General features: G+C 64.1%; 18 protein-coding genes and 1 pseudogene. 10 read left to right on the forward strand and 9 right to left on the reverse strand.

The genetic code is table 11. The features are described 5' to 3' along the window. The first annotated feature begins 89 nt into the window (after positions 1–89). A complete protein-coding gene (locus ACXJ16_RS18280; RefSeq protein WP_463923296.1) occupies positions 90–1,103 on the forward strand; it encodes a YeiH family protein in 1,014 nt (337 codons plus the stop codon). Positions 1,104–1,179: 76 nt separating this feature from the next. On the opposite strand, the gene ACXJ16_RS18285 is transcribed toward ACXJ16_RS18280, so the two are convergent. Both ACXJ16_RS18285 and ACXJ16_RS18290 read right to left on the reverse strand, forming a co-directional pair. Further along, entirely contained in the window at positions 1,180–2,262 is a 1,083-nt protein-coding gene (locus ACXJ16_RS18285) for a sensor domain-containing diguanylate cyclase (protein ID WP_463922968.1), read from the reverse strand. A gap of 125 nt (positions 2,263–2,387) precedes the next feature. Continuing rightward, positions 2,388–2,558: a hypothetical protein gene (locus tag ACXJ16_RS18290; RefSeq protein ID WP_463922969.1), complete on the reverse strand. Its 171-nt coding sequence runs from the start codon at positions 2,556–2,558 to the stop codon at positions 2,388–2,390. A 184-nt stretch (positions 2,559–2,742) separates the two neighbouring features. Here ACXJ16_RS18290 and ACXJ16_RS18295 point away from each other — a divergent pair, with 184 nt between their 5' ends. Genes ACXJ16_RS18295 through ACXJ16_RS18305 form a run of 3 tightly spaced genes read left to right on the forward strand, consistent with a single transcriptional unit; the run spans position 2,743 to position 6,962 of the window. Then, positions 2,743–4,467: an ABC transporter transmembrane domain-containing protein gene (locus ACXJ16_RS18295; protein ID WP_185999491.1), complete on the forward strand. Its 1,725-nt coding sequence runs from the start codon at positions 2,743–2,745 to the stop codon at positions 4,465–4,467. Beyond that, a complete protein-coding gene (locus ACXJ16_RS18300; protein ID WP_132470139.1) occupies positions 4,451–5,536 on the forward strand; it encodes an HlyD family secretion protein in 1,086 nt (361 codons plus the stop codon). The genes ACXJ16_RS18295 and ACXJ16_RS18300 overlap by 17 nt, the downstream gene beginning before the upstream one ends. Next, entirely contained in the window at positions 5,526–6,962 is a 1,437-nt protein-coding gene (locus ACXJ16_RS18305; protein WP_185999493.1) for a TolC family protein, read from the forward strand. The genes ACXJ16_RS18300 and ACXJ16_RS18305 overlap by 11 nt, the downstream gene beginning before the upstream one ends. A gap of 73 nt (positions 6,963–7,035) precedes the next feature. Here ACXJ16_RS18305 and ACXJ16_RS18310 read toward each other — a convergent pair whose 3' ends face one another. From ACXJ16_RS18310 to ACXJ16_RS18340, 7 genes and pseudogenes are all read right to left on the reverse strand, one after another. Beyond that, on the reverse strand, positions 7,036–8,358 hold the full coding sequence (locus tag ACXJ16_RS18310; RefSeq protein WP_463922970.1) for a CehA/McbA family metallohydrolase domain-containing protein: 1,323 nt from the start codon (positions 8,356–8,358) through the stop codon (positions 7,036–7,038). A 191-nt stretch (positions 8,359–8,549) separates the two neighbouring features. Then, positions 8,550–11,576 carry a TonB-dependent receptor gene (locus ACXJ16_RS18315; RefSeq protein WP_463922971.1) on the reverse strand — a complete coding sequence of 1,009 codons (3,027 nt, stop codon included), beginning with the start codon at positions 11,574–11,576 and terminating at the stop codon, positions 8,550–8,552. 93 nt (positions 11,577–11,669) lie between these two features. After that, a complete protein-coding gene (locus ACXJ16_RS18320; protein ID WP_292635968.1) occupies positions 11,670–12,374 on the reverse strand; it encodes a FecR family protein in 705 nt (234 codons plus the stop codon). Between the two features lie 81 nt (positions 12,375–12,455). Then, a pseudogene (locus ACXJ16_RS18325) lies at positions 12,456–12,599 on the reverse strand (FecR/PupR family sigma factor regulator); the annotation flags it as partial. A 1-nt stretch (position 12,600) separates the two neighbouring features. After that, a complete protein-coding gene (locus tag ACXJ16_RS18330) occupies positions 12,601–13,023 on the reverse strand; it encodes an RNA polymerase sigma factor (protein WP_231635590.1) in 423 nt (140 codons plus the stop codon). Positions 13,024–13,296: 273 nt separating this feature from the next. Further along, positions 13,297–13,494 (reverse strand): hypothetical protein, encoded by a 198-nt coding sequence (locus ACXJ16_RS18335; RefSeq protein WP_054435541.1) that lies wholly within the window; start codon positions 13,492–13,494, stop codon positions 13,297–13,299. Beyond that, the gene (locus tag ACXJ16_RS18340; RefSeq protein WP_185999498.1) at positions 13,491–14,237 is read right to left on the reverse strand and encodes a Crp/Fnr family transcriptional regulator; all 747 of its coding nucleotides are present in this window, start codon (positions 14,235–14,237) and stop codon (positions 13,491–13,493) included. Before ACXJ16_RS18340 ends, ACXJ16_RS18335 begins: the two co-directional genes overlap by 4 nt. A 243-nt stretch (positions 14,238–14,480) precedes the next feature. Here ACXJ16_RS18340 and ACXJ16_RS18345 point away from each other — a divergent pair, with 243 nt between their 5' ends. The 6 genes from ACXJ16_RS18345 (at position 14,481) to ACXJ16_RS18370 (ending at position 21,679) form a co-directional block, all read left to right on the forward strand. Then, positions 14,481–16,703, forward strand: a complete 2,223-nt coding sequence (locus ACXJ16_RS18345) for a catalase (protein ID WP_324699426.1) — start codon at positions 14,481–14,483, stop codon at positions 16,701–16,703. A 79-nt stretch (positions 16,704–16,782) separates the two neighbouring features. Further along, complete coding sequence (locus tag ACXJ16_RS18350) at positions 16,783–17,922, forward strand: glycosyltransferase (RefSeq protein ID WP_443478904.1); 1,140 nt, start codon at positions 16,783–16,785, stop codon at positions 17,920–17,922. Further along, positions 17,915–18,841, forward strand: coding sequence for a glycosyltransferase (locus ACXJ16_RS18355; RefSeq protein ID WP_443478774.1), 927 nt, complete (start codon positions 17,915–17,917; stop codon positions 18,839–18,841). The genes ACXJ16_RS18350 and ACXJ16_RS18355 overlap by 8 nt, the downstream gene beginning before the upstream one ends. Next, positions 18,838–19,881, forward strand: coding sequence for a glycosyltransferase (locus tag ACXJ16_RS18360; protein WP_463922972.1), 1,044 nt, complete (start codon positions 18,838–18,840; stop codon positions 19,879–19,881). Before ACXJ16_RS18355 ends, ACXJ16_RS18360 begins: the two co-directional genes overlap by 4 nt. Continuing rightward, positions 19,878–21,011: an acyl-CoA dehydrogenase family protein gene (locus ACXJ16_RS18365; protein WP_463922973.1), complete on the forward strand. Its 1,134-nt coding sequence runs from the start codon at positions 19,878–19,880 to the stop codon at positions 21,009–21,011. Before ACXJ16_RS18360 ends, ACXJ16_RS18365 begins: the two co-directional genes overlap by 4 nt. After that, a complete protein-coding gene (locus ACXJ16_RS18370; protein WP_292635961.1) occupies positions 21,008–21,679 on the forward strand; it encodes a PIG-L deacetylase family protein in 672 nt (223 codons plus the stop codon). The genes ACXJ16_RS18365 and ACXJ16_RS18370 overlap by 4 nt, the downstream gene beginning before the upstream one ends.

Here is a 21,679-nt window from a genome sequence, read left to right on the forward strand (position 1 = left end):
AGGAGATCGCAATGGCTGTTTTCGCTCATGATCGCCAGGCCCTGTCCCACTTGCCCCTCATTCAGCGCCCCACCGTACTGCCGGGTGCCATGCTCTGCCTGGCCGTAACGGCAGCCGCTTATGCACTGGAGGCTGCCGAGCGGGCAGTTACAGGCAAGGCGTGGCTGGAGGCGCTCGTACTCGCGATCCTTGTCGGCACGGCCGTGCGGAGCTTGTGGAACCCCAGCGATAAGTGGCATTCCGGGATCGCGTTCAGTGCCAGATATCCACTCGAAGTTGCAGTGGTCCTGCTTGGTGGATCGGTTAGCGCCACGATGATTTTGTCTGCCGGCACCGGCCTCCTTTTCGGCATTATCGGGGTGGTGGTCGCCGCTATCCTCCTGAGCTTCGGAATTGGTCGCCTGCTCGGCTTGCCGCCTCGCATGGCGCTGCTGGTTGCGTGCGGGAACTCGATATGCGGCAATTCCGCCATAGCGGCTGTAGCGCCGGTGATCGACGCGAACGGCGACGACGTCGCCGCGTCGATCGCCTTCACCGCCGTTCTGGGCGTGATCGTGGTGCTCGGCCTGCCGCTGATCGGTATCGGACTCGAAATGAGCGGGCTCGCTTTCGGCGCATTCGTCGGGCTGACCGTTTACGCTGTCCCGCAAGTGATCGCGGCCGCTTCGCCGCTGGGCGCGATCGCCGTCCAGATGGGCACCTTGGTCAAGCTGGTGCGAGTGCTGATGCTCGGACCGGTTTGCCTCGCCCTTTCCTTTGTCGCGCCAAAGCTCCCTCCCCGGACAGATCGAAATGGCGAGCAAGCCGCCGCTGGCACCAAGACGAAGCAACCGGGAATTGCCCATCTCGTGCCGTGGTTCATCATCGGCTTCCTGGGCTTGGTTGCGTGCCGTTCGTTCGGTGTGGTGCCGATCGGTATGGTCGCACCGATGGGCCAGATCGCCACGCTGTTGACGGTGGTATCGATGGCAGCCCTGGGCCTCAGCGTGGATGTGTTGAGCGTAGCGAGAGCCGGGGGGCGCCTTACAGCGGCCGTGGTACTCTCGCTTCTTGGCTTGGGCGCTATCAGCCTCACGCTTCTGTTCGTGCTGCATATCGCGTGACGAGTTTACGACGGCGTAATCCGCAAGCAAAGCCCATCGCAGCCTCGCCGGTGCTGCGCCCTCGGACCGCGCGACACTATTGGTGAAATATGATCCGGTTTCGGCCGGTTTCCTTGGCCCGGTACATTACCCGGTCGACCAGAGACAATAACTGCTCCTGATCCTCCACTCCGCCTTGCACCAGCAGAGCCCCGACGCTTGCCGTGACGTTGATATTGAGATCCGCCTCAGGAATATAGATGGACTCTATGGCCTTGGTGAAACGGGCAAGCAGCGCCAGCATTTTCGGCTTGCTCATGCCCGTTATCGCCACGCAGAATTCCTCGCCCCCCATGCGCGCAATCAAATCGCGCTCGCCGCAGTTACTTGTCAGCGCATCCCTGACATGAATGAGCACCCGGTCTCCCGCCGCATGCCCGTGACGGTCGTTAATCGCTTTGAAATGATCGAGATCGATCATGGCAATGCCGAGTGGAGCCATCTCCCCGCTGCCGTCCTCATGCCGGTTTGCACACAGGGCCGCGAACTCTCGAGCAAAGGCGCGGCGATTCAGGGCACCCGTCAATGGATCGATATCGGCCAGTGTCTGCATTTCCATAATCTGATGATGAATGCGCAGAGATGTGGCGACCCAATGCGCCATTCCCTGCAATCGCATCATGTCTTCCACGTCCTGCGCATATGTCTGGCAGTGCCCGATGTTGATCGTGCCGAAGCAGCGCGATCCGCTAAGCAAGGGCACATCGAGGCATGATTTCAAACCCTTGTCGCTCAGGATCTTGCAGTCCCAATCGTCCGACAAGGAGAGATCCGGGCAGATTTCAGCCTTCCCCTGGGCAAAGACCCGCCCGACCATGGTACCGGAAACAGGGACGGGCATATCAATGGGAATAGCGTCATTGCCTTCCATAGCGACCAGGCGAAGATGGTCTGCATCCGCGCCCGGCAGTGCGATCGTGACGCGGTCGGCCCGAAAAATTACGCGTGACCAGCGCGCTATCACGTTCATGAGATCGTCTATGCCCTGAGAGGCGGACAATTCCTCGATGAAACTGACGGGAAGCTCAATGGACAGGCCGTCGTAAGAGGCCTCATCCGCTTGGCTTTCAAGATCGTCATGGAGCGAGTCACCCTGGTGCCGATCAATGTGCCTGGGCATCAAAAGCTTCTCCCGCGAACCAGTGCCTTGTCGCCTCCACCATATCTTCGAATGGCAAACACATCATGCAATGTTGATAAAATGGCATATTTCACTTTGAAAAACACCAGTCCGAGCATTTAAAATTACATCTGCCCTGTTGGGATATCTTTCTCCGACAGTGGGACGGTCAGCGCCGGACCGAGCAACGACAGCACAGGGCAGCCAGAGCTGGGGCCGATCCCCGCCAGCGGCAGGTTCGGAACGGATTTCCAGGAAATTTCTTCCGAAAGCCCCCCTCTTTTCGCGATGAACAAAATCGCTTGCGCAACCAAATGTAACTTTCAGTCCATCCAATTTTACGTCGCCGTCTGTAGAGGCGCCCCCGCCGCGCTATCTCACGACGCGCCGGGTAGTCCTAGGGCGCGGGTTCAGGCCCGCAGCTCCGGACCATCCTGCGCCCTTCGCGACGATGACGGGCGCGAAAAGGGATTTTCACAGATGGCAGGCCATTCTCCCCAGCGGATCGACTGGGGCACATTCCTGGGTTGGGCGCGGGGCGTGCTGGCGCCAGACCGCGCTTTCATGACGATGGCGATGATCTACGGCGCTGCGATCGGCCTGCTGTCGCTGGCGACGCCGATCTCCGTGCAGATGCTGATCAACTCGGTGGCCAATACGGCGCTGCCGGTGCCGCTGTTCACGCTGGCCGCCGTGCTGTTCGGCCTGCTGGCGCTGTGGTCGCTGCTCGGCGCGCTGCGCACTTACGTGATGGAAATTTTCCGTCGCCGCCTCTTCGCGCGTTCAGTGGCCGAGATCACTCTGCAGGCGGTCCATGCCCAGAACCCGTTCTTCCAGGACGAGCGCCGCAGCGACCTGTTCAACCGCTTCTTCGAAGTGGCCACTGTCCAGAAAGCGGTGCCCTCCCTGCTGATCGGCGGCTTTACGATCTTCTTTCAGGCGATGATCGGCTTCATCGTCACTTCGTTTTACCACCCGGTATTCCTGGCCTTCAACCTGCTCTTCGTGCTGGCGGTCTGGATCATCTGGAAGATCTGGGCGCGCAGCGCGATGGAAAGCGGCGTGGCGCTGAGCCACCGCAAGTACGAGACCGCGCATTGGCTGGAAAGTGTGGGCGCCTCCAACGGCTTCTACAAGTCAAGCCGTCATCTCGACTATGCGATGGACATGTCGGAGATGCGCACGGCGGCCTATGTCGATGCGCACCGCGAGCATTTTCGCGCGACCTTCCCGCAGAGCGTGGCGCTGCTGCTGCTCTATGCGCTGGCCAGCGCGGCGCTGCTGGCGCTGGGCGGCTGGCTGGTCATTCGCGGCCAGCTCTCGATCGGCCAGCTGGTCGCGGCGGAGCTGATCCTGTCGAGCGTGTTCTACGGCGCCGCGCAGCTCGGGCCATATCTAGATACCTTCTACGACCTGGTTGCGGCGGTCGAGGAACTCTCGCTGTTCCATGCCATTCCGGTCGAGGACATGGCTCCGCGCGGGGAGGGCGATGCGCGGCCGCGCGACGGCGGCCTGTCGCTGCGCCGGGTGGCGATCGCAGCCGGGGGCGACCGCGCCCGCTTCGATCTCGACATTCCCTCGGGCACCCATGCGGTGGCGGCAAGCGATCCGGGGATCGACCGGCTGCTCAGCCGGATGCTCAAGCGCCATTACCGCCCCGACGAGGGCCTCGTCATCCTGGGCGGTGCCGATATCGCCGCCCTCAACATCTACCGTCTGCGCAGCGACGTGATCGTGCTCGACCGCACGGACATCGTCGAGAGCACCATCCGCGACTACTTGCGCCTCGCCAATCCGCAGGCCGACCCGGCGCGCGTGCTGGACGTGCTGGATCTTGTAGGGCTGGGCGACCGGATCGTCAGCCTCGACGGCGGTATGGACTGCCTGCTGTCCTCCAGCGGCTGGCCGCTGACGCGCGCCGAGACCATGCGCCTCAAGCTGGCGGGCGCCCTGCTGGCCCGCCCGCGGGTACTCATTCTCTCGGGCCTGTTCGACATGGTGCCGGTGGAGGAACTGCGCCCGGCGCTGCGCCAGCTCGACGACCGCGAGACGACGATCATCGTCTTCACCTGCCGCCCCGATGCTTTCGAGTTCGACCACATGCTCTGGCTTGGACGGGATTCCCAATTGCTGACACAGGACCGCGCGGCTTTCGCCGCCGCCCGTAACTCCGCGAAAGGAGGTTTCCATGCCCTTCCGCGATGACCATATCGTCCATTTCAAGACCCTCCAGGGCCTGCGTCCGCCGCGTCCCGCGCGCGTGCTTGCCTGGATACTGCTGATCGCGATGGCCATTGTCGTCGCCTTCCTGCTGCTGGTGCCCTGGCAGCAGACGTCGAACGGCAACGGCTCGGTCATCGCGCTCGACCCGCGCGACCGCGTGCAGAACATCACCGCGCTCGTCCCCGGCCGGGTCGAGGAATGGTATGTGACCGACGGCGAACTGGTGAAGAAGGGCGACCGTATTGCCCGCATCGCCGACAACGATCCCAACCTGATCGCGCGCCTCCAGGCCGAGCGCGCGCAAGTCGATGCCGAGATTGCCGCAACCCGCCAGGCGATGGGCGTCGCCCAGCGCGACGTCGGGCGCATGCAGCAGCTCTACGGCGAAGGTCTGGCGCCGCGCCGCGACCTCGAACTCGCGCAGATCAAGGTGGCTGACTACGGCGCCAAGGTCGCCAAGAGCCTGGCCGACCGCAACCGGCTGGACATCAACATCAACCGCCAGTCGGTTCAGATGGTCCATGCCCCGCGCGACGGGCGAATCCTGCGCATCCTTGGCGGCGACAATGCCACGATGGTCAAGGAAGGCGATGTGATCGCCACGTTCGCACCCGAACAGGCGGTGCGCGTGGTGGAGCTCTACGTCGATGGGCGCGACGTGCCGCTGATCCATCCGGGCCGTCCGGTGCGGATGGAGTTCGAGGGCTGGCCCGCGATCCAGTTCAGCGGCTGGCCCTCGGTAGCGGTCGGCATGTTCGACGGGCAGGTGCGGGCCATCGACGTTTCCGCTTCGGCCAACGGACTGTTTCGCGTGCTGGTGGAGCAGAAGCCCGGCGCGCGGCCATGGCCGAAGGAGCCGTTCGTGCGCCTAGGCGCGAAAGTACGCGGCTGGGTGATGATGGATACCGTGTCGAGCGGCTATGAACTCTGGCGCCTGCTCAACGACTTCCCGCTGCAATATCCGGTGAGTGCCCTCGAAGCGGGCACTTATGCGGGCAGCGTGAGCGGAAACGGCGGCTCGGCGGAAAAGGAAGGCGGCAATGCCAAGTAAGCGCCTTTCCCTGTGGTCGCTGGCTGCTGGTCTCTGCGCACTTGCTGCGCCGGGGGTAGCCCAGCAAATCGCGCCCTTGCCCCGGCCTGCGCCGCTCGATGCGCCGGTGCTGCAACTGGACGACCTGCTCGCCAACTCCGCCCGGCAATCGCCGCAGATCATCGAGGCGCTGGCCCGCACCCGCGCTGCCGATGCCAAACGGCTGACCGCGGAAGGTGCGTTCGATACGGTCTTCTCCGCCGAGGGCGGATCGCGGCTGGTCGGTTATTACGGCGGCACTTATGCGGATGCGAAACTGGCGCGTCCGCTGGAGAACTGGGGCGGCCAGATCTATGGCGGCTACCGCGCATCCAGCGGCCGGTTCCCGATCTACGAGGACAAGAACTACACCAACGAGTTCGGCGAGATCCGCGCTGGTGCGGTGTTCTCCCTGCTGCGCGACCGGATGATCGACGATCGCCGCTTCGGCCGGGTGACGGCGGATGCCGATCGCGCAGTGGCCGATGCCGAGCGGCAGATGGTGGCCATCGGCGTGCAGCGCAAGGCGCTCGACGCTTACCTGAACTGGGTGGCGAGCGGTGAGCGGCTCAAGGTCTATCGTCATCTCCTCGATCTTGCGCAGGAACGCCAGCGAGGCCTCGATCGTGCCTATAGGGCCGGGCTGCGCCCGCGTATCGTCCTGACCGAGAACGACCAGATGGTGCTGCGCCGTCAGGCCATGGTCGTCCAGTCCGAGCAGGCCATGGCCGCCGCCGCCAATGCCCTCTCGCTCTACTGGCGCGACAGTGAGGGCAATCCCACGATCCCACGCCGCGAACAGTTGCCCGCCTCCCTGCCGGATCCGGTCGTCACGGCCATACCGCACGATCTGCAGCGGCCGGACCTGCTGGTCGCCGACCTGAAGACCCGGCTGGTGCAGGATCGTCTCGCGCTCGACCGCAATGCCCTGCTGCCGCGCCTCGACCTCAACATGGAAGTGGCGCGCGACATCGGCGATATCGGTCCCGGCGGCGCCTCGCGCAGCGGCAACGACGTGCGTTTCGGTATCAAGATCTCGGTCCCGCTCGAACAGCGTACGGCGCGCGGCAAGCTGATGCAGACGCAGGCGGAACTCGATGCCAACCAGACCCGCGCGCGCTGGCTGGACGAGCAGATCCGCGCCGAAGTGGACGGCATCGCCATCGCCTTCGATGCCGCGACGCAGCTTATCGCCCTGTCCCAGCAGGAAAAGCAGCGAGCGGATACTATGGCGGTTGCGGAGCGGCGCCGCTTCGAGATGGGCGCCAGCGACCTGTTCCTCGTCAACACGCGCGAGGAAGCGGCGGCCAGCGTTGCCCTGAACCTGCTAGACGGCCATCTCAAACGCCTCGCATCGAGCGCCGACTTGGCGGCCTCGTCCGGCAATGCCGCAGCATTGGGGCTTTAGAGGTTTGGGCGCGCTTTTCAGTTGAGGCCCACACGTTCAACCGGACGAGGTGAAAACTACGGTATTGCGCGATTCACTTCTGGGCAAAGTAGATCGGGTTGGAATAGAACCAGAGATCACGCCAGGGATCTTCTCCGACGAAGTCAGGCTCGGGTTCGCCCTGCGGCGTGTTGGTGCCGCGAATTCGCAGATAGGTTATTCCCTCTAAAACCTTCATCCGATGCGATACGATCAGACTATCGCCGTCGGCCCGAAAATCGCGCGACGTAAAGCGCTTCACGAGCCGAGTGCTGCGGTTGCGATCCCCCTCGACGCCGGAAGCGCCACCCGCGATCAGATCGACGTGATCGACCTTGGGAACTTGCCCGGCGGCGTGATGGGGGGGCGCGGGGCGGAATCGAATAGTGATGGTGAGTTCATCACCTTTGTGTACCATCAGGGTTTCCCCCATCGCCGCCGCCCGTGACGGCCTCGGTCCAACCGCCGCCGTCACATCCAGTCGGTCCACCAAATTGCCGGTGGTTACGAAGACGCGCCCGTTGCGCAGTCCATCGAGTATGTCTGGGGCGTTCCGCTCGGCGAAGACCCAGGTCCTGGAATATTCCCCCGGCCAGAAGTCCGCGCCGCCTTCCCGCCAATGCCCGTGCGAATCCGAGTTGGCGGTAATGGTCCAGTGCATACCCTTCCCCAGTAGTGCATCCCATGCTCCTCCCAGCCGGGCGACCATCTGATCGAAACCACCCATGGTCGGGAAGCCGCCGTACAGACCACGCGAGCCATGCGCCTTGTCCGCGCCCGCTTCCGGCCTGGCAGCCTGATGCCCCGGTGCACCTTCCATGCCGATCACGACATTCGGAGCGGCTTTCTGCCAAGCAAGGTACTCGGCAGGCGTATGCAGGCCCCATTCGCCATGGCCTGTCGCCGTTCGCGATGGATGATTGCCGATCAGCACCGGCGGATGCTGAAGACCGGCCATGTATCGCAGCGCTGCGATCATCTGAGGCTTGGTGTTGCGGGTCGGATCGGCCGGAAACGCCTCGCGCTTGCCGAAGCGGGATTCGATATCGCGCAGCATCGCGCGCTCGGCGGCATCGGTCGGCAGGATCAGGCTGGCATGCTCTCCGCCCGGAACGTCGAATTCCATGCCGTAGAACAGGACCATGTCCGGCACCGCCTTGCGTGCCGCCACGACATCCGGCCAGGCACGGTCATGGTTGAGCGCGGAATGCCCGGGCCCGCCGTGATCCGTCGCGACCATCCAGTCCAGCCCGAAGCGACGCGCCATCTGAATGTTCTGCAGGATCGTGTGGGAAGAATCGCCGCCGATGACGGGCTCCGGCACGCGCTCGGGATGTTCGGGATCCGCTTCATAGCGGGCGCTGTAGATGCTGTGCACATGATGATCACCGGCTAGCCAGCGTCTTTGAGCCGCCTCTTCGGCACAGGCCGGCATGACATTTACCATGGTGATAGCCGGGGCGAGAAGCCATCCTGAACGCATCATCGATCGCATAGGCCTTCAATGGGAATACGGGGGACCGGTTCGAAACTCCGGCACGGTCCCCGCAATTCGTGGGGGCAGCAGGATCAGAACTTGGCGCGAACGCCGAAATTCACCGTCCGGCCGAACGTATGGATCTCGCTGACTTCGCTCTTGCTTCCGGCGAAGGAGACCTGCCGTTCGTCGAGGACGTTCACGGCCTGCATGAACATTTCAATGTTCGGTCTGATCTTGTAGCTGGCGCCAAGGTCGACGATGCCGAAACCCTTCTGGTAATATGCCACGACATCCTCGGGGCTGGGCAGCGAGGTCACATTGGCGCCGGAATCGGTCATGTAGTTGCTGCGATACGTGTAGCTGAGGTTGATCTCGAACGGCCCGGTCTCGAAGAAGGGCGTGATCGAGTAGCTGACGTCCGACACACCCTGGATTCCGGCCGACTGGATGCCGATGCCCGTAGTGTTCAACTCCAGCTTGGAGGTCGCGAAGGTCGCTGTTGCAGTGACGCCGAGGCCGAAAGGCAGCTTGTTGGTATAGCCGAACTCGACGCCCGAGATCGCCGCGTCGCCCACGTTGGTCGGGGTGGCCACCAGAATATCCACCGGCAGCGTGGAGCCGTCGTTGACGGCGAAAGCCAGCGTGCGCGTCTCGAAGTCCGATGCGATATAGTTGCTGATGTCCTTGTGGAACGCGGCCACCGTGAACGCGCCGAACTTGTCGAAGTACCATTCGAACGATGCGTCGAAATTCCACGAGGTGTAGGGGCGCAGGTTGGGGTTGCCGCCCGACGCCTGCAAGTTGAGCGTCGGATCATCCAGCGCCGCCGCACCCTGGTTGTAGATGCTCGTCACGGTAACACTGTTCGTGTTGATCGAATTACGCAGTTCCGAGAGCGACGGGCGCGTCATCGTGCGCGCCACGCCCAGACGCAACTGCACATTGTCCGAGAACTTGAACATCGCATTGGCGCTGGGCAGGAACTCGCCATAAGTGGCGCGCGTGGTCGTGGGCAGGACTTCGGTGGTCACGCCGCCCGAACCGTTCGGGACGGGCGCTATGGCGGTGCCGCGCACTTCGGTTTCGGTACGCACGTAACGCAGGCCGAAATTGCCGGAGACCGGCACATCACCTACATCGGATTCGAAATCGATGCGGCCGTACAGCGCTTGGATCTTCTCGCCGATGCGGTAGGAGTTCTGAAGGTCGGCGGCTGTAGGCTCCAGATCAGATGCATTGGGGCTGACACCGTCATACTCGCTACCGAGCGTGTAGGCCTGGTTGAACAGCGCCCAGTCCACGTTGGTCCAGGCCTGCCGGTTCACAATCGACTGGTCGAAGGCATTACCTGGCACCGGATATTGCAGGAAGGCGTCGGTAAGTGTGAACCCGTCGCGCAGGCTCGCACTGTTGCGATCGCGGCGCTGATAGTCGCGGTAACGGTCCGAGACTTGCCCGCCGAAACGCAGCCTCGACAGGCGGATGCCCCCGACAGCGAAATTCATCTCGCGCGAGACGTTGAGAATGAAGCTCTTGTCCTCGTCGATCGAATTGATCGGGCGGACGGCGAAGCTCTCGAACGGCATGAGCGAGGGATCGGTCAGGTCGAGATCGGTATAGAGTGAGGTGACACGGCCTTTGTTCAGGACATCGCCGCTGAAATCGAACGTGAGATTGCCGCCCCGTCCGCTGGCCGTGCGGTACTGCACGCGCTGGATCGGCGTATCGAGGTCACTGCTGGCGCGGGCATAGCTGACGCGCGGCTCGATATGCCAGTCGCCGAGGTCCAGCTTGATCGTGGTGTTCAGTTGGAGGTTCTGGTGCGACTGGTCCATGTATTCGCTGTAGTTGCGAACGCGCGCGCCGCGGATCGTGCCTGCAACAAGTCTGCCGTCCTCGACCACCGCTGTAGACAGGTCGAGCCGCGAAAGCTGGCTCGGGATGTAATACGTAAGGCGGCGCTCGGTCGTCTCGTTGTTGAACTGCGAGAACAGGCCGTCGACGTCGATCTCGAAACTAGGGGACGGGCGCCACTGCAGGCCGACGACGGCGCTGATGCGTTCGCGATCCTCGGTCTCCAGATAGGGCTGCGCATCGCCGGGGACCCGCAGCGTTCGGAGGCCTTCCACTTCGGCATCCTGCCATCCCATGCGCAGGCGATCGAACTGGATCTTGCGACGTGAATAGGACAGGCCCGCCAGTACGCCGAAGGTCTTGTCCTCATTGCGCCAGCCGGCAGAGATCGTGCCATTCGGATTTACCGTATCGGTACGTTCCTCATAGCCTGCATAGGCATTGGCGGCGACGAAAGATGTGCGGTCAAGCGGCTTGATGAGACGAATGTCGACGGTCGAACCGATGCCGCTCTCGACCAGATCGGCCGTGGGCGACTTGGTAACGACGACGCTGTCGATCAGCGTGGCCGGCAGCACCTGAAGGCGGAACTGGCGGCCGGACTGGCCAGAGTTGCGGATGTTCTCATTGTAGGCGAGCGGCATGCCGTCGAACGTCACCGCCTGGAAGTTCGGCCCCAGACCGCGCACGCTGATGAACTGGCCTTCGCCGGCTTCGCGCACGATGGTGACGCCGGGCACGCGCTGCAGCGCCTCGGCCACGTTGAACGCCGGCAGCTTGCCGATATCGGCGGCGACGACCGCATCCGCGATCGAGTCCGCGTTGCGCTTCACGCCGAGCGAGCGCTCGACACCGTCCGAAAACGGCGCGGTTACGACGATTTCACTGGCCGGGGCCGGTTCGCCGTTCGCGATTTCGGGCGTTTGTGCGGCCGCCGCCGTCAGAGGGCGGACGATGAGCGCGCCGGAGCCATCGCGCACGACGGTGAGCGACGTACCCGCGATCAGACGGCGAACGGCCGTCTCCGCATCGAACTCACCGGAAACGGGAGGTGCGTTCAGACGCGCCACCGCGTCGCGAGTGAACAGGATATCCTCTCCGCTCTGCCGCGCAAGCTGCTCCAGCGCCTGGTCCATCGGCTGAGCAGCAATCGCGATGCGCGCCTGGCGCGCCTGAGCATGTACAGAAGTCGCCAGAGATGCGCTTGAAAGAGCCAGCGCAAGCGCCGCCGATCGGCAAAGCTGCCGTTTGAAAGAAGTCATGTCCGATACCCCGTCCGGACGCCCATCGTGAGCGCCGCTTACCTCGTCGTCGCTCTGGACGGGGTTTTCCTCACCCCCCGATGAATATAATTTTCAGCGGGTAGCTGTTATGCGGATCATGTCCGGCGCTGCCGTGATCTCTACGGGCAAAAGAACTTCCAGCGAGCGCGCGAAAGCCTCCGGATCGCCGACGCGGTAGACGCCGCTCAGGCGCAGGTTGGCTGCGCGAGGATCTGCGACGACCAGTTCGCGACGGCTATAGCGGTTCATTTCCGCCACGGCCTGCGCCACGGTTTCGTCGCGAAATGCCAGTCGCCCGCTCTGCCACGCCAGCAAGTCGTCAATCTCGGGACGGTCGAGGTGGTCCCGCCGACCCGGTTCCATGGCGATGCGATGTCCCGCCGAGAGCTCGACACGGGCATCGACCGACTGCACCTGCGCGCTGCCCTGAACCGCGGTGATCAGCACGACATCGTCGTCCCGGCGCAAGTCCAGCCTGCCCGATTGCGCGACGACGCTTCTGTCGCCCGCCTCGATGACGAAGGGCCGCACATCCCGTGCGATCTCGACGTCTACGCGGCCCGATGCCAGCGTCAACAGGCGCCGAGAATTACTCGCCGTGAAGCGCACCCGGGTGTTCGTGTCGAGCATTATGCGCGTATTATCGTCCAGCACGAAGCGCCGCTGCTCGCCGACTGCGGTCTCGTACACACCCGCAAGGGCATGCTGCCAGCCTAGGCCCAGCCCGCAAGTCAGGGCCAGACCGGCTCCGCCCGCAAGGACCGCGCGCCGGGACATGCGGTCCGGCTGACGCAAGCGCGCAGGCCGAGGATCGTCGCGAAGACCGCCAACCGCGTCCCAGATCGTGGACGCATTCTCGAATGCGGGGGGGTGTGACGGATCAGCCTTCAGCCACGCATGGAATGCCGCCTCGTCCCGGGAGGATCGGTCATCCGCGTGCAGTCGAGCCAGCCAGTCCGCCGCCTGCCGGTTCAAATTCTCCGGCTTGCTGCGGAAGATCACGTCACCAATTCTCCATCCACTCGGCCAGATGCACCATCGCCTTGGCAATATGCTTTTCTACGGCGCTTTGGCTGATGCCGAGTTCCTCGGCGATCTCACGATATTTACGGCCGTCCAGTCGATACATCAAGAAAATCTGCCGCGTACGCGGGCTAAGCGCTTCGACCCCGACGCGCAACCGGTCGAGCCGCTCGCGAGCGATGAGCACCTCATCCTGCAGTGGATGGTTGTCTGCAACCGCAGCAACATCGGGACACCACACGAGAGTTTCCCCTGCCCGTTGTTCGCGTCGATAAGCATCGATACCTCGGCTCGTCGCAGCGCGGGCGAGTAGTGCATCGGCATTCCGAGCGAGGGTCGAGCCGGTGGTGACGTTGACCCATGCGTCGTGAAGCAGATCCTCAGCGTCGTCACGCCGCGTCATGCGAGCGACCTGATCCCGCAATCGTGCCCAACTGAACGCCGAGCCCGGAGCGCACTTCGGTGCATTCGAAAACCCCATCGGCGGCACTTAGAAAAACCAAAATGCGATTTGATGACACATCCAAGTCCATAGCATGACGCTTAAGCGCAACGACGCGGCATCCGATTGCGGGTGCTAGCATGGCTTGCCATTGCAGTCGGATATGTAGCCGGGCCGACACCTTCATACGAGATTCCGCTCCCCCGATGGAGCTTGCCGGTGCGGGACAGGACACTAAGCTCTGTCGGCAATCTGGCGGTCGGCGACAAGCGAAGCATCGATGAGGTTGCGGCCGGTCTGAGCAGCCGCCTCTGCGGTCATCGTCACCGCTACGCCATTCGGGCCGTCGAGCATGACGAGGCCGTCCTCGGCGATGGCAATTCCGGGGTCGGACCGCGGCTGCGGCGGGTTGGGAGATGATGGTGCGGTCATGGAACGGCTTCCGTGGTTGCAGGGGGGAGGGGCGTATCGTCGATGTAGAGATAGGATGGATCGAACTGCCCTCTGGCGGCCAAACGTGCAGGATCGGGTATTTCCACAAGGGAGGAACGGAACACGCACAGACCCTCTTCGCGCATCTGGCGCAGGACCCGGTTGACGTGGATATTGGTAAGGCCGCAGATTTCGGCGAGGTCGGTCTGGGTCAGGCCCAGCGCGAAACGATGCCCATCGCTGAGCCCGGCCGACACAAGGCGAACGTTGATTTCGCACAGGAAGTGAGCCACCCGCCCCATTGCATCGAGCCTGCCGAGGCGGAACAGCCACGCCCTGTGTATCGCAGCATCGATGAGCGTCGAGAACCACAGTTTGCGGGCCAGTTGCGGGCACTCGGCAATGATGGCGTCCAAGTGGGCATGCGGCACGATCGCTACGGTCGCCGCAGTCATCGTGGCCACGTCGTGGTCGAGAACCTTCAACGGATAGGCATGAAGGTCAACGAAGTCGCCGGGTACGTGAACGGCTACCAGTTGCCGCAAGCCCTGGCGATCGTCGATGTAGCGTGACAGGATTCCTTCGATCAGCAGAGTGCTGTCATTCAGATCTTGCCCGGCCCGAACCACGATCTTGCGCGGTTCAATCGTCCTGACTTCCGTTATCGAAGCTTCCAGCCTTGCGCGCTCTTCGGGCGAGAGGCTGACACCCCGTTTGTATCGCAGGAAGCGGTCGGTGAACACGGCTTGGTCCTTCAAAACGGTATAGGAGACGGGCTCTCTTCCGGCATAACCTCCCGCGGGGGAGCGCGTTGCAAGGCTGCGGACCGAAACGTGCTGATGCAGGTTAATATCCGGCCGGCCGGCGCAACTGAACGGTCATGGCTACTGTTACCTTCGGACTAGTCCCATCCAATGCCGCATTCGCATGCCGCCCTCAGGCCGGTCAGGCGCTGCCGCATGACCTTTGATCTGGAGGAATGCCCCATGGCCAAGAAGCCAGCGAACCCGCATGCTCGATCGTCCGACACGCTGACCCCGACCGATCCGTCCGGGGCCGATGTGGGCGGCGAATCCCCGAACAAGGCATCTCCGGTGCCAGCCGACGCCGAGATATCACTGGCTTACGCAGAACCCCAAAAAGCAGGCGGCGAAACACATCAGGAGGCCGGCGGCGAAGTGCCCACGCTGACCACCCAGCAGGGCATCCCGGTCGCGGACGACCAGAACAGCCTGAAGCAGGGCGCGCGGGGGCCGACGCTGCTGGAGGACTTCCATTTTCGCGAGAAGATCTTCCATTTCGATCACGAACGCATACCCGAACGTGTGGTTCATGCGCGCGGATATGGCGCGCACGGGTTTTTCGAACTGACCGACAGCCTGTCGGACGTCAGCCGCGCCGACGTTTTCCAGCGGGTGGGCGAGCGTACGCCTGCCTTCGTGCGCTTTTCCACGGTCGCGGGTTCCAAGGGTTCGTTCGATCTCGCCCGCGACGTGCGCGGTTTCGCGGTCAAGCTCTATACCCAGGAAGGCAACTGGGACCTCGTGGGCAACAATATCCCGGTGTTCTTCATCCAGGATGCCATCAAGTTTCCCGACCTGATCCATGCCGCCAAGCCCGAGCCCGACCGTGCCTTCCCGCAAGCCCAGACCGCGCACGACAACTTCTGGGACTTCGTCAGCCTGACGCCGGAAAGCTTCCACATGCTCATGTGGACTATGTCCGACCGCGCCATCCCCCGTTCGTTCCGCACGATGGAGGGTTTCGGCGTCCACACTTTCCGGCTGTTGGACGCAGAGGGTAACTCCACTTTCGTCAAGTTCCACTGGAAGCCCAAGCAAGGCCTTCAGTCTGTGGTGTGGAACGAGGCCGTGAAGATCAACGGCGCCGATCCCGACTTTCACCGCCGCGACTTGTGGGAGGCGATCAATTCCGGGGACTTTCCCGAATGGGAACTGGGCGTCCAACTGTTCGACGATGCCTTTGCCGACAGCTTCGACTTCGACGTGCTCGATGCAACCAAGCTGATTCCCGAGGAACTTGTGCCGATCCGCGTAGTGGGTCGGCTGGTCCTCGACCGCGTGGTCGACAACTTCTTCGCCGAGACCGAACAGGTTGCCTTCTGCACGCAGAACGTGCCGCCGGGCATCGACTTCTCGAACGATCCTCTGCTGCAGGGCCGCAACTTCTCGTACCTCGACACGCAGATAAAGCGGCTGGGCGGTCCCAATTTCACGCACATTCCCATCAATGCGCCCAAGTGTCCGATGCACCATTTCCAGCAGGACGGGCACATGGCGATGCAGAACCCCAAGGGGCGGGCAAATTACGAGCCCAACAGTTGGGGCGCAACGCTTGGCGGGCCGCGCGAGGATCCGGTACGCGGCTTCACCAGCTATGCGGAGGAAGCAGACGGCCCCAAGCAGCGTGTGAGGTCCGAAAGCTTTGCTGATCACTACAGCCAGGCCCGCCAGTTCTTCGTGAGCCAGATGCCGATCGAGCAGAAGCACATTGGCGACGCGCTGGTGTTCGAGCTTTCGAAGGTGGAGCGGACCGACATCCGCTCGCGCACGGTTTCGCATCTGCTCAACATCGATCCCGGCCTCGCCGCAACCGTAGCGGATGGCCTGGGCATCGCGCTGCCAGATGCCGCCGTCGCGGCGCGAGAGCCGATAACCGACCTGCCTGCCTCGGCCGCGCTCAGCATCGTCAGGAACGCCCCCGACAGTTTCAAGGGGCGCAAGCTGGGGATACTGCTCAGCGAGGGCGCCGATGCGGCGATCTTCAAGGCGCTGCTGGCGGCCGTGGAAGCGGAAGGGGCCGTTTACGAGGTTATCGCTCCCAGGATCGCGGGCGTCACCCTGTCCGACGGCACGACGGTGGCTGCAAAGCAGAAGATCGATGGCGGCCCTTCGGTGCTGTTCGATGCCGTGGCGATCGTGGTGTCCGAAGCCGGGGCCGCGCTGCTGGCACTGGATGCGGCGGCGAAGGATTTCGTCACCGATGCCTTCGCGCACTGCAAGTTCATCGGCTTCACGCCCGAGGCGGACACGATCTTCGTCAAGGCCGGGATTGCCGATGACCTCGACGATGCCTGTCTTGAACTCGAACATGTCGAAGATGCGAATGCCTTCGTGGTCGCCTGCCGCGAACTGCGCCATTGGCCGCGCGAACTGGAGGTCGACCTGGATGCACGGCCCTCGGCTTGATCTCCCGATCTTCGGCAATCTTCACCCCGGGGGCGGCACCGCGCCGTCGCCGGGCAATGGCCGGGCCGTTCTCCCGCCTCTGAAGATCGGTATCATCGCGCATCTGCGCTACCCGATCGTGGAGCCTTTCGCAGGCGGGCTGGAGATGCATACGCATCTTCTCGCTCGCGCCTTGAGGGGGCGGGGGCATGCGGTAACGGTGTTCGCCTCGGCACATTCGGAGCCGGACCTCGGGCTTGAGGCGATCTGCACCGAAACGGCGTTAGCCAATGTCGGCAAGGCCGAAGCGAAGGACATCGGCTTCTTCCGCGAACACCACGCCTATCTCAGCCTGATGAGCGAGTTGCGCCGGCGCGATTTTGACGTGATTCACAACAACTCGCTGCACTACCTGCCGGTGACGCTGGCCGATACGCTCGAAGTGCCGATGGTAACCACCTTGCACACGCCGCCCTTCTGCTGGCTGGAAAGCGGCGTGCGGCTGTGCGCGGGTGATGACCATGCATTTGTCGCCGTGTCGCAGTCGGTGGCAGAGCAATGGGAGCATGTCGCGAAGGCGGACGAGGTGATCCTGAACGGCATCGACATCGACAAGTTCGCTTTCCATCCCCGTTCCGACCAAGCGGGCTACCTGGTTTGGTACGGCCGAATCGTCCCGGAAAAGGGGCTGCATTTCGCCATCGAGGCGGCGCGTCTGATCGGCCTGCCGCTGCGTATAGCCGGGCCGATCCTGGACCCGGACTATTACCGCGCGAGAATTGCGCCGGAACTGGGCCCTGATACCCTGCACGTGGGGCATCTGGATCATACCGAACTGGCACGGCTGGTCGGGGGAGCCCGCGCGTTTCTGTTCACCCCGATGTGGGACGAGCCTTATGGTCTGGTCGTGGCAGAGGCGTTGGCCTGCGGGGTGCCGGTCGCGGCATTTGCGCGCGGGGCGGTTCCGGAAATTCTCGACGCAAGTTGCGGTGTCCTGGCCATCCCTGACGACGTGGCGTCGCTTGCAGCCGCGGGGCGTGAGGCGCTCACGCTTGATCGGCGCGCTTGCCGCAGGCGGGCGGAACGCATGTGCGATGCGGGCCGCATGGTCGATGAATACGAAGCATTGTACCGTAAAGGCATCGAACGGGCCGCTGCTCGCAATATGCGCCTCGATGTCCCATCCACAGTTCCCGCAAGGAAGTCGCAAGTCGCCGCCCGTGGCGAGCGGCATGGCTGATCTGGATATCTGCGTGTGCGTGCCCGCGCGCAACGAGGCGGGACGCCTGCCTACCCTGCTTGCGGCGCTTGCAGCACAGACCTGGCAGCGACCGATACCCGTGGCGATTGCGGTCAACAATACGAACGACGGCAGTCTTGCGGTGATCGAGCAGGCTCGTGTGCGTTATGCCGGACGGCTGCTCCTGCACGTCGAAAACGTGACCTTCGGCCCCGGTCAGGCCCACGCCGGCTCCGCGCGGCGCCTGGCGATGGACACTGGTCTTGCCCTGCTTCCGGCCCGTGAGCGCGGCGTGCTGGTCAGCACCGATGCCGATACCCGGCCACCTCCCCAATGGCTGGAGGCGATCGCCAGTGCCGTTAACCGCGGCGCGGATATCGTGGGGGGGCGGATCGAGATCGAGCAGGACGAACCTCTCCCCGAATCCGTGGTGCGCCTGCGTGCGGCGTGGGACCGCTATTGGCACGAGGTCCGCGCCATCGAGGATGCCGAAGACCCGGTGCCTTGGGATCCGGCGCCCCGCCACGGCGACCATACCGGTGCGTCCCTGGCCATCCGGGCATCGCTCTATGAACCGTGCGGAGGCGTGCCGTTGCTGCCTGCAGGCGAAGACGTTGCCCTCTTGAACGCCGCATTGGCACAAGGAGCGCGCCTTGCCCATCCGGCGGAGGTCTTCACTCATGTTTCCCCGCGCCGCGATGGTCGGGCTGAAGGCGGGATGGCGGCGGCCATGCAGATCTTGTTCGACCAGGCTGCGAGCGGTGTGCTCCCCCGAGCGCCCGCACTGCATCACTGGCACGACCGCGCCGTGTGGCGCCGCACGCTGCGTGCTCGCCCCGGGGGGCACGCCTTGATCGCCCAGCAGGAGCCTTCGCTCGCGCCGATGCCGCATGACATGGTGCTGGAGATGGGGGAATGACCGCCCGTCCCATCGGCTACTACGTGCATCATCACGGAGCCGGACACCGAGCGCGTGCAGAGGCGATTGCGGCAAAGCTCGAATGGCCCCTGGTCCTGATAGGGACGGGAATCGGGGCGTCAGGGATAGACCTGCCAGACGACCGCCCCGCATCTGGCCGCTTCGATGGGCGGGATGAGGCAATCGGCCGGCCAGCAGCGCTTCACTACGCCCCGCTGGACCATGCAGGCGTGCGTACACGCGTGGCGCGTATCGCGGCCTGGATTGCGGACCAGCAGCCTGCGCTGATGGTTGTCGACGTCTCGGTCGAAGTGGCTATGCTGACGCGTCTGGCCTCGGTTCCCACCATTTGCCTGCGGCTGAATGGGGAGCGTAACGACGGTCCGCACCTGGAAGCGTTTCGGAGCGCGGCGGCCATTCTGGCGCCGTTCCACGAAGCTCTCGATACGCCCGCCACCCCACCTTGGGTGCGCGACAAAACCCGATATTTCCCGGGGATCACCGCGGCCCCCGCCGCCGAACCGGCGGTGGACAACCGGGTGCTGGCGGTCTTCGGTCGGGGCGGTGCTCCGGGTGACGGCGAGCGTTTGGCCGCAGCTGCGCACGCGTGCCCCGAGTGGGATTGGCGGGTCATCGGACCGGCCTCCTTCCCTGCGAACATTCCGTCGAACCTGGAATTCGCAGGATGGGTCGAAGCGCCGGAATGCGAGATCGCCCGTGCTGCCGTGGTCGTCGGCGGGGCAGGTGATGGCCTGGTCTGCGCGGTAATGGCTGCAGACCGACCCTTCGTGTGCGTTCCCGAAGAACGTCCGTTCGCAGAGCAATGGGCCACGGCGGATGGTCTGCACGCGATGGGCGCGGCGATCGTCCTTCCGGATTGGCCGCATGGCGAGCACTGGCCGGCGCTGCTCGGCCGTGCGCTGACCCTGTCCTCACAGGTGCGTCGCGGTCTGCACGATGCGAATGGTGCGCAGAAGGCGGGGGCGTGGCTGACGACGCTCGCGCTCGGCGCGACGATTTGCCGGGAGCATGCCGCATGATGTCATCCGCACTTGCAAAGGTGAGTGCCGCTAGTCCCGTGGAACGGGCAGCGGGGATCGCCTCGCGTCTAGCCGATCTGGGCACGGGCTACGATGCGGCGCCGGCTTTTCCCGCCGAAAGCATCCGCTGCCTTGTATCGGCGGGGCTGCACTGCGATTTCGCTCCCCCGGCGAGCGGCGGCATGACTTTTTCGAACGCCGTGGATCGCCAGTTTGCACTGATGAATGTGCTGCGCATCGTCGGCCGGGCGGACCTTAGCCTTGGGCGGCTCTATGAGGGGCACGTCAACGCGCTCGCACTGTTCGGGTGGTACGGATCGGCTCGGCAGCACGCTCGCCTGCGGCGCGACCTGGAACATGGTGCCTTCTACGGTGTATGGGCCACCGAGCCGCAACCCGGCGTTTCCATCGCCTTCCGCGATGGCGATTCATATGCGCTCAAGGGCAGCAAGTGCTTCGCCAGCGGGGCGGGCGGCCTCGCCAATGCGATCGTGACCGCACAGGCTCCCGGCAGCGCGCTGCGGCAACTTGTGATTGTACCTGCCAACGATCCGGCCCGTGCCGACGTGTCGCAATGGCGCGTGCGGGGCATGCGGGCGACCATCAGCGGGCTCTACGATCTTGCGGGCGTCGTCGTGGGAGAACCGGATCTGCTGGGCAGTGCCGGAGACTACGAGCGCGAGCCGCATTTTACGACAGGCGCCTGGCGTTTCACTGCCGTGCAACTGGGCGGCATGGAAGCCCTGTTGGCCGAGACACGGCTCGCCATGACGGAGACCGCGCGCGGCGATCCCCTGCAGCGGGGCAGGTTTGCCGATGCCGTGGCAGCGGTGCGAACGGCATACCTCTGGGTGCGTGAATGCGCCTTGCGTGCGGCGCGCGAGGATGAGGACGGCCCGGCGTTCGTCAGGATGACCCGCGGGGTCGTCGAGCGGGCCGCTTTCGACATGATGGAACTGGCGGCACGAATCGTCGGCACGCGCAGCGCCATGGAGGGGCAAAGGATCGACAAGATCACCCGCGACCTGTCGCTCTACCTGCGGCAGGCGGGGCCTGACCATGCCCGAGACCAGGCCGCGCTGGCCTGGCTGGATCAGGACGTCTGGGGCGACCAGGACACCTTGTGGTGAGCGCGCTGCTATCCGCGCAGCCTTGGCGGCGCCAGCGATGGCTGGTTCTGGCGCCGCACCCCGACGACGAGACTTTGGGCGTCGGCGCGCTCATTGCCCAGACGGCAGGCGATGGCCGGCTAGCGGGTGTGGTCTATCTTACCGATGGGTCAGGTTCGCACGGTGCCGACGGCACGCCCAAGCAGCGGCTCGTGTCCGCGCGCAAACGCGAAGCCGCCCATGCCCTCTTCCGTCTTGTCCGCAGGCGAAGCCGCGACCCGCTCCATCTGGGCTGGAAGGATGCTGCCCCCGCCGCACCGGAAGACCGGGCTTTTCTGCGCTCGGCTCGCAAGTTGGCAGCGCTCTGCATGCGGTTGAGGGTCGATGCCGTTGCCGTGACGGCGTTGCACGAAACCCATTGCGACCATGCCGCCGCGGCACGGCTGGCCTACGCGGCACAGGCCATGGCGAAGCGTAACCTGCTCGTGGCCGAATATACTGTCTGGGCCGATGCGCCCGGTGCGCAATCCTTCCGCGCCGTGCGCACGGAAGCGATGTTGCCGGGCCGGCGGCGCCATGCTTTGCGTGCGCATCGCAGTCAACTCACCGCTTCGCACGGTCCGGGCTTCCGGCTTCCCGCCGAGCGGCAGCGGATGTCTGATCGCGATACGCTGTATGTGCGGAGATAA

It is taken from the genome of Novosphingobium sp. TK71, assembly GCF_055361505.1.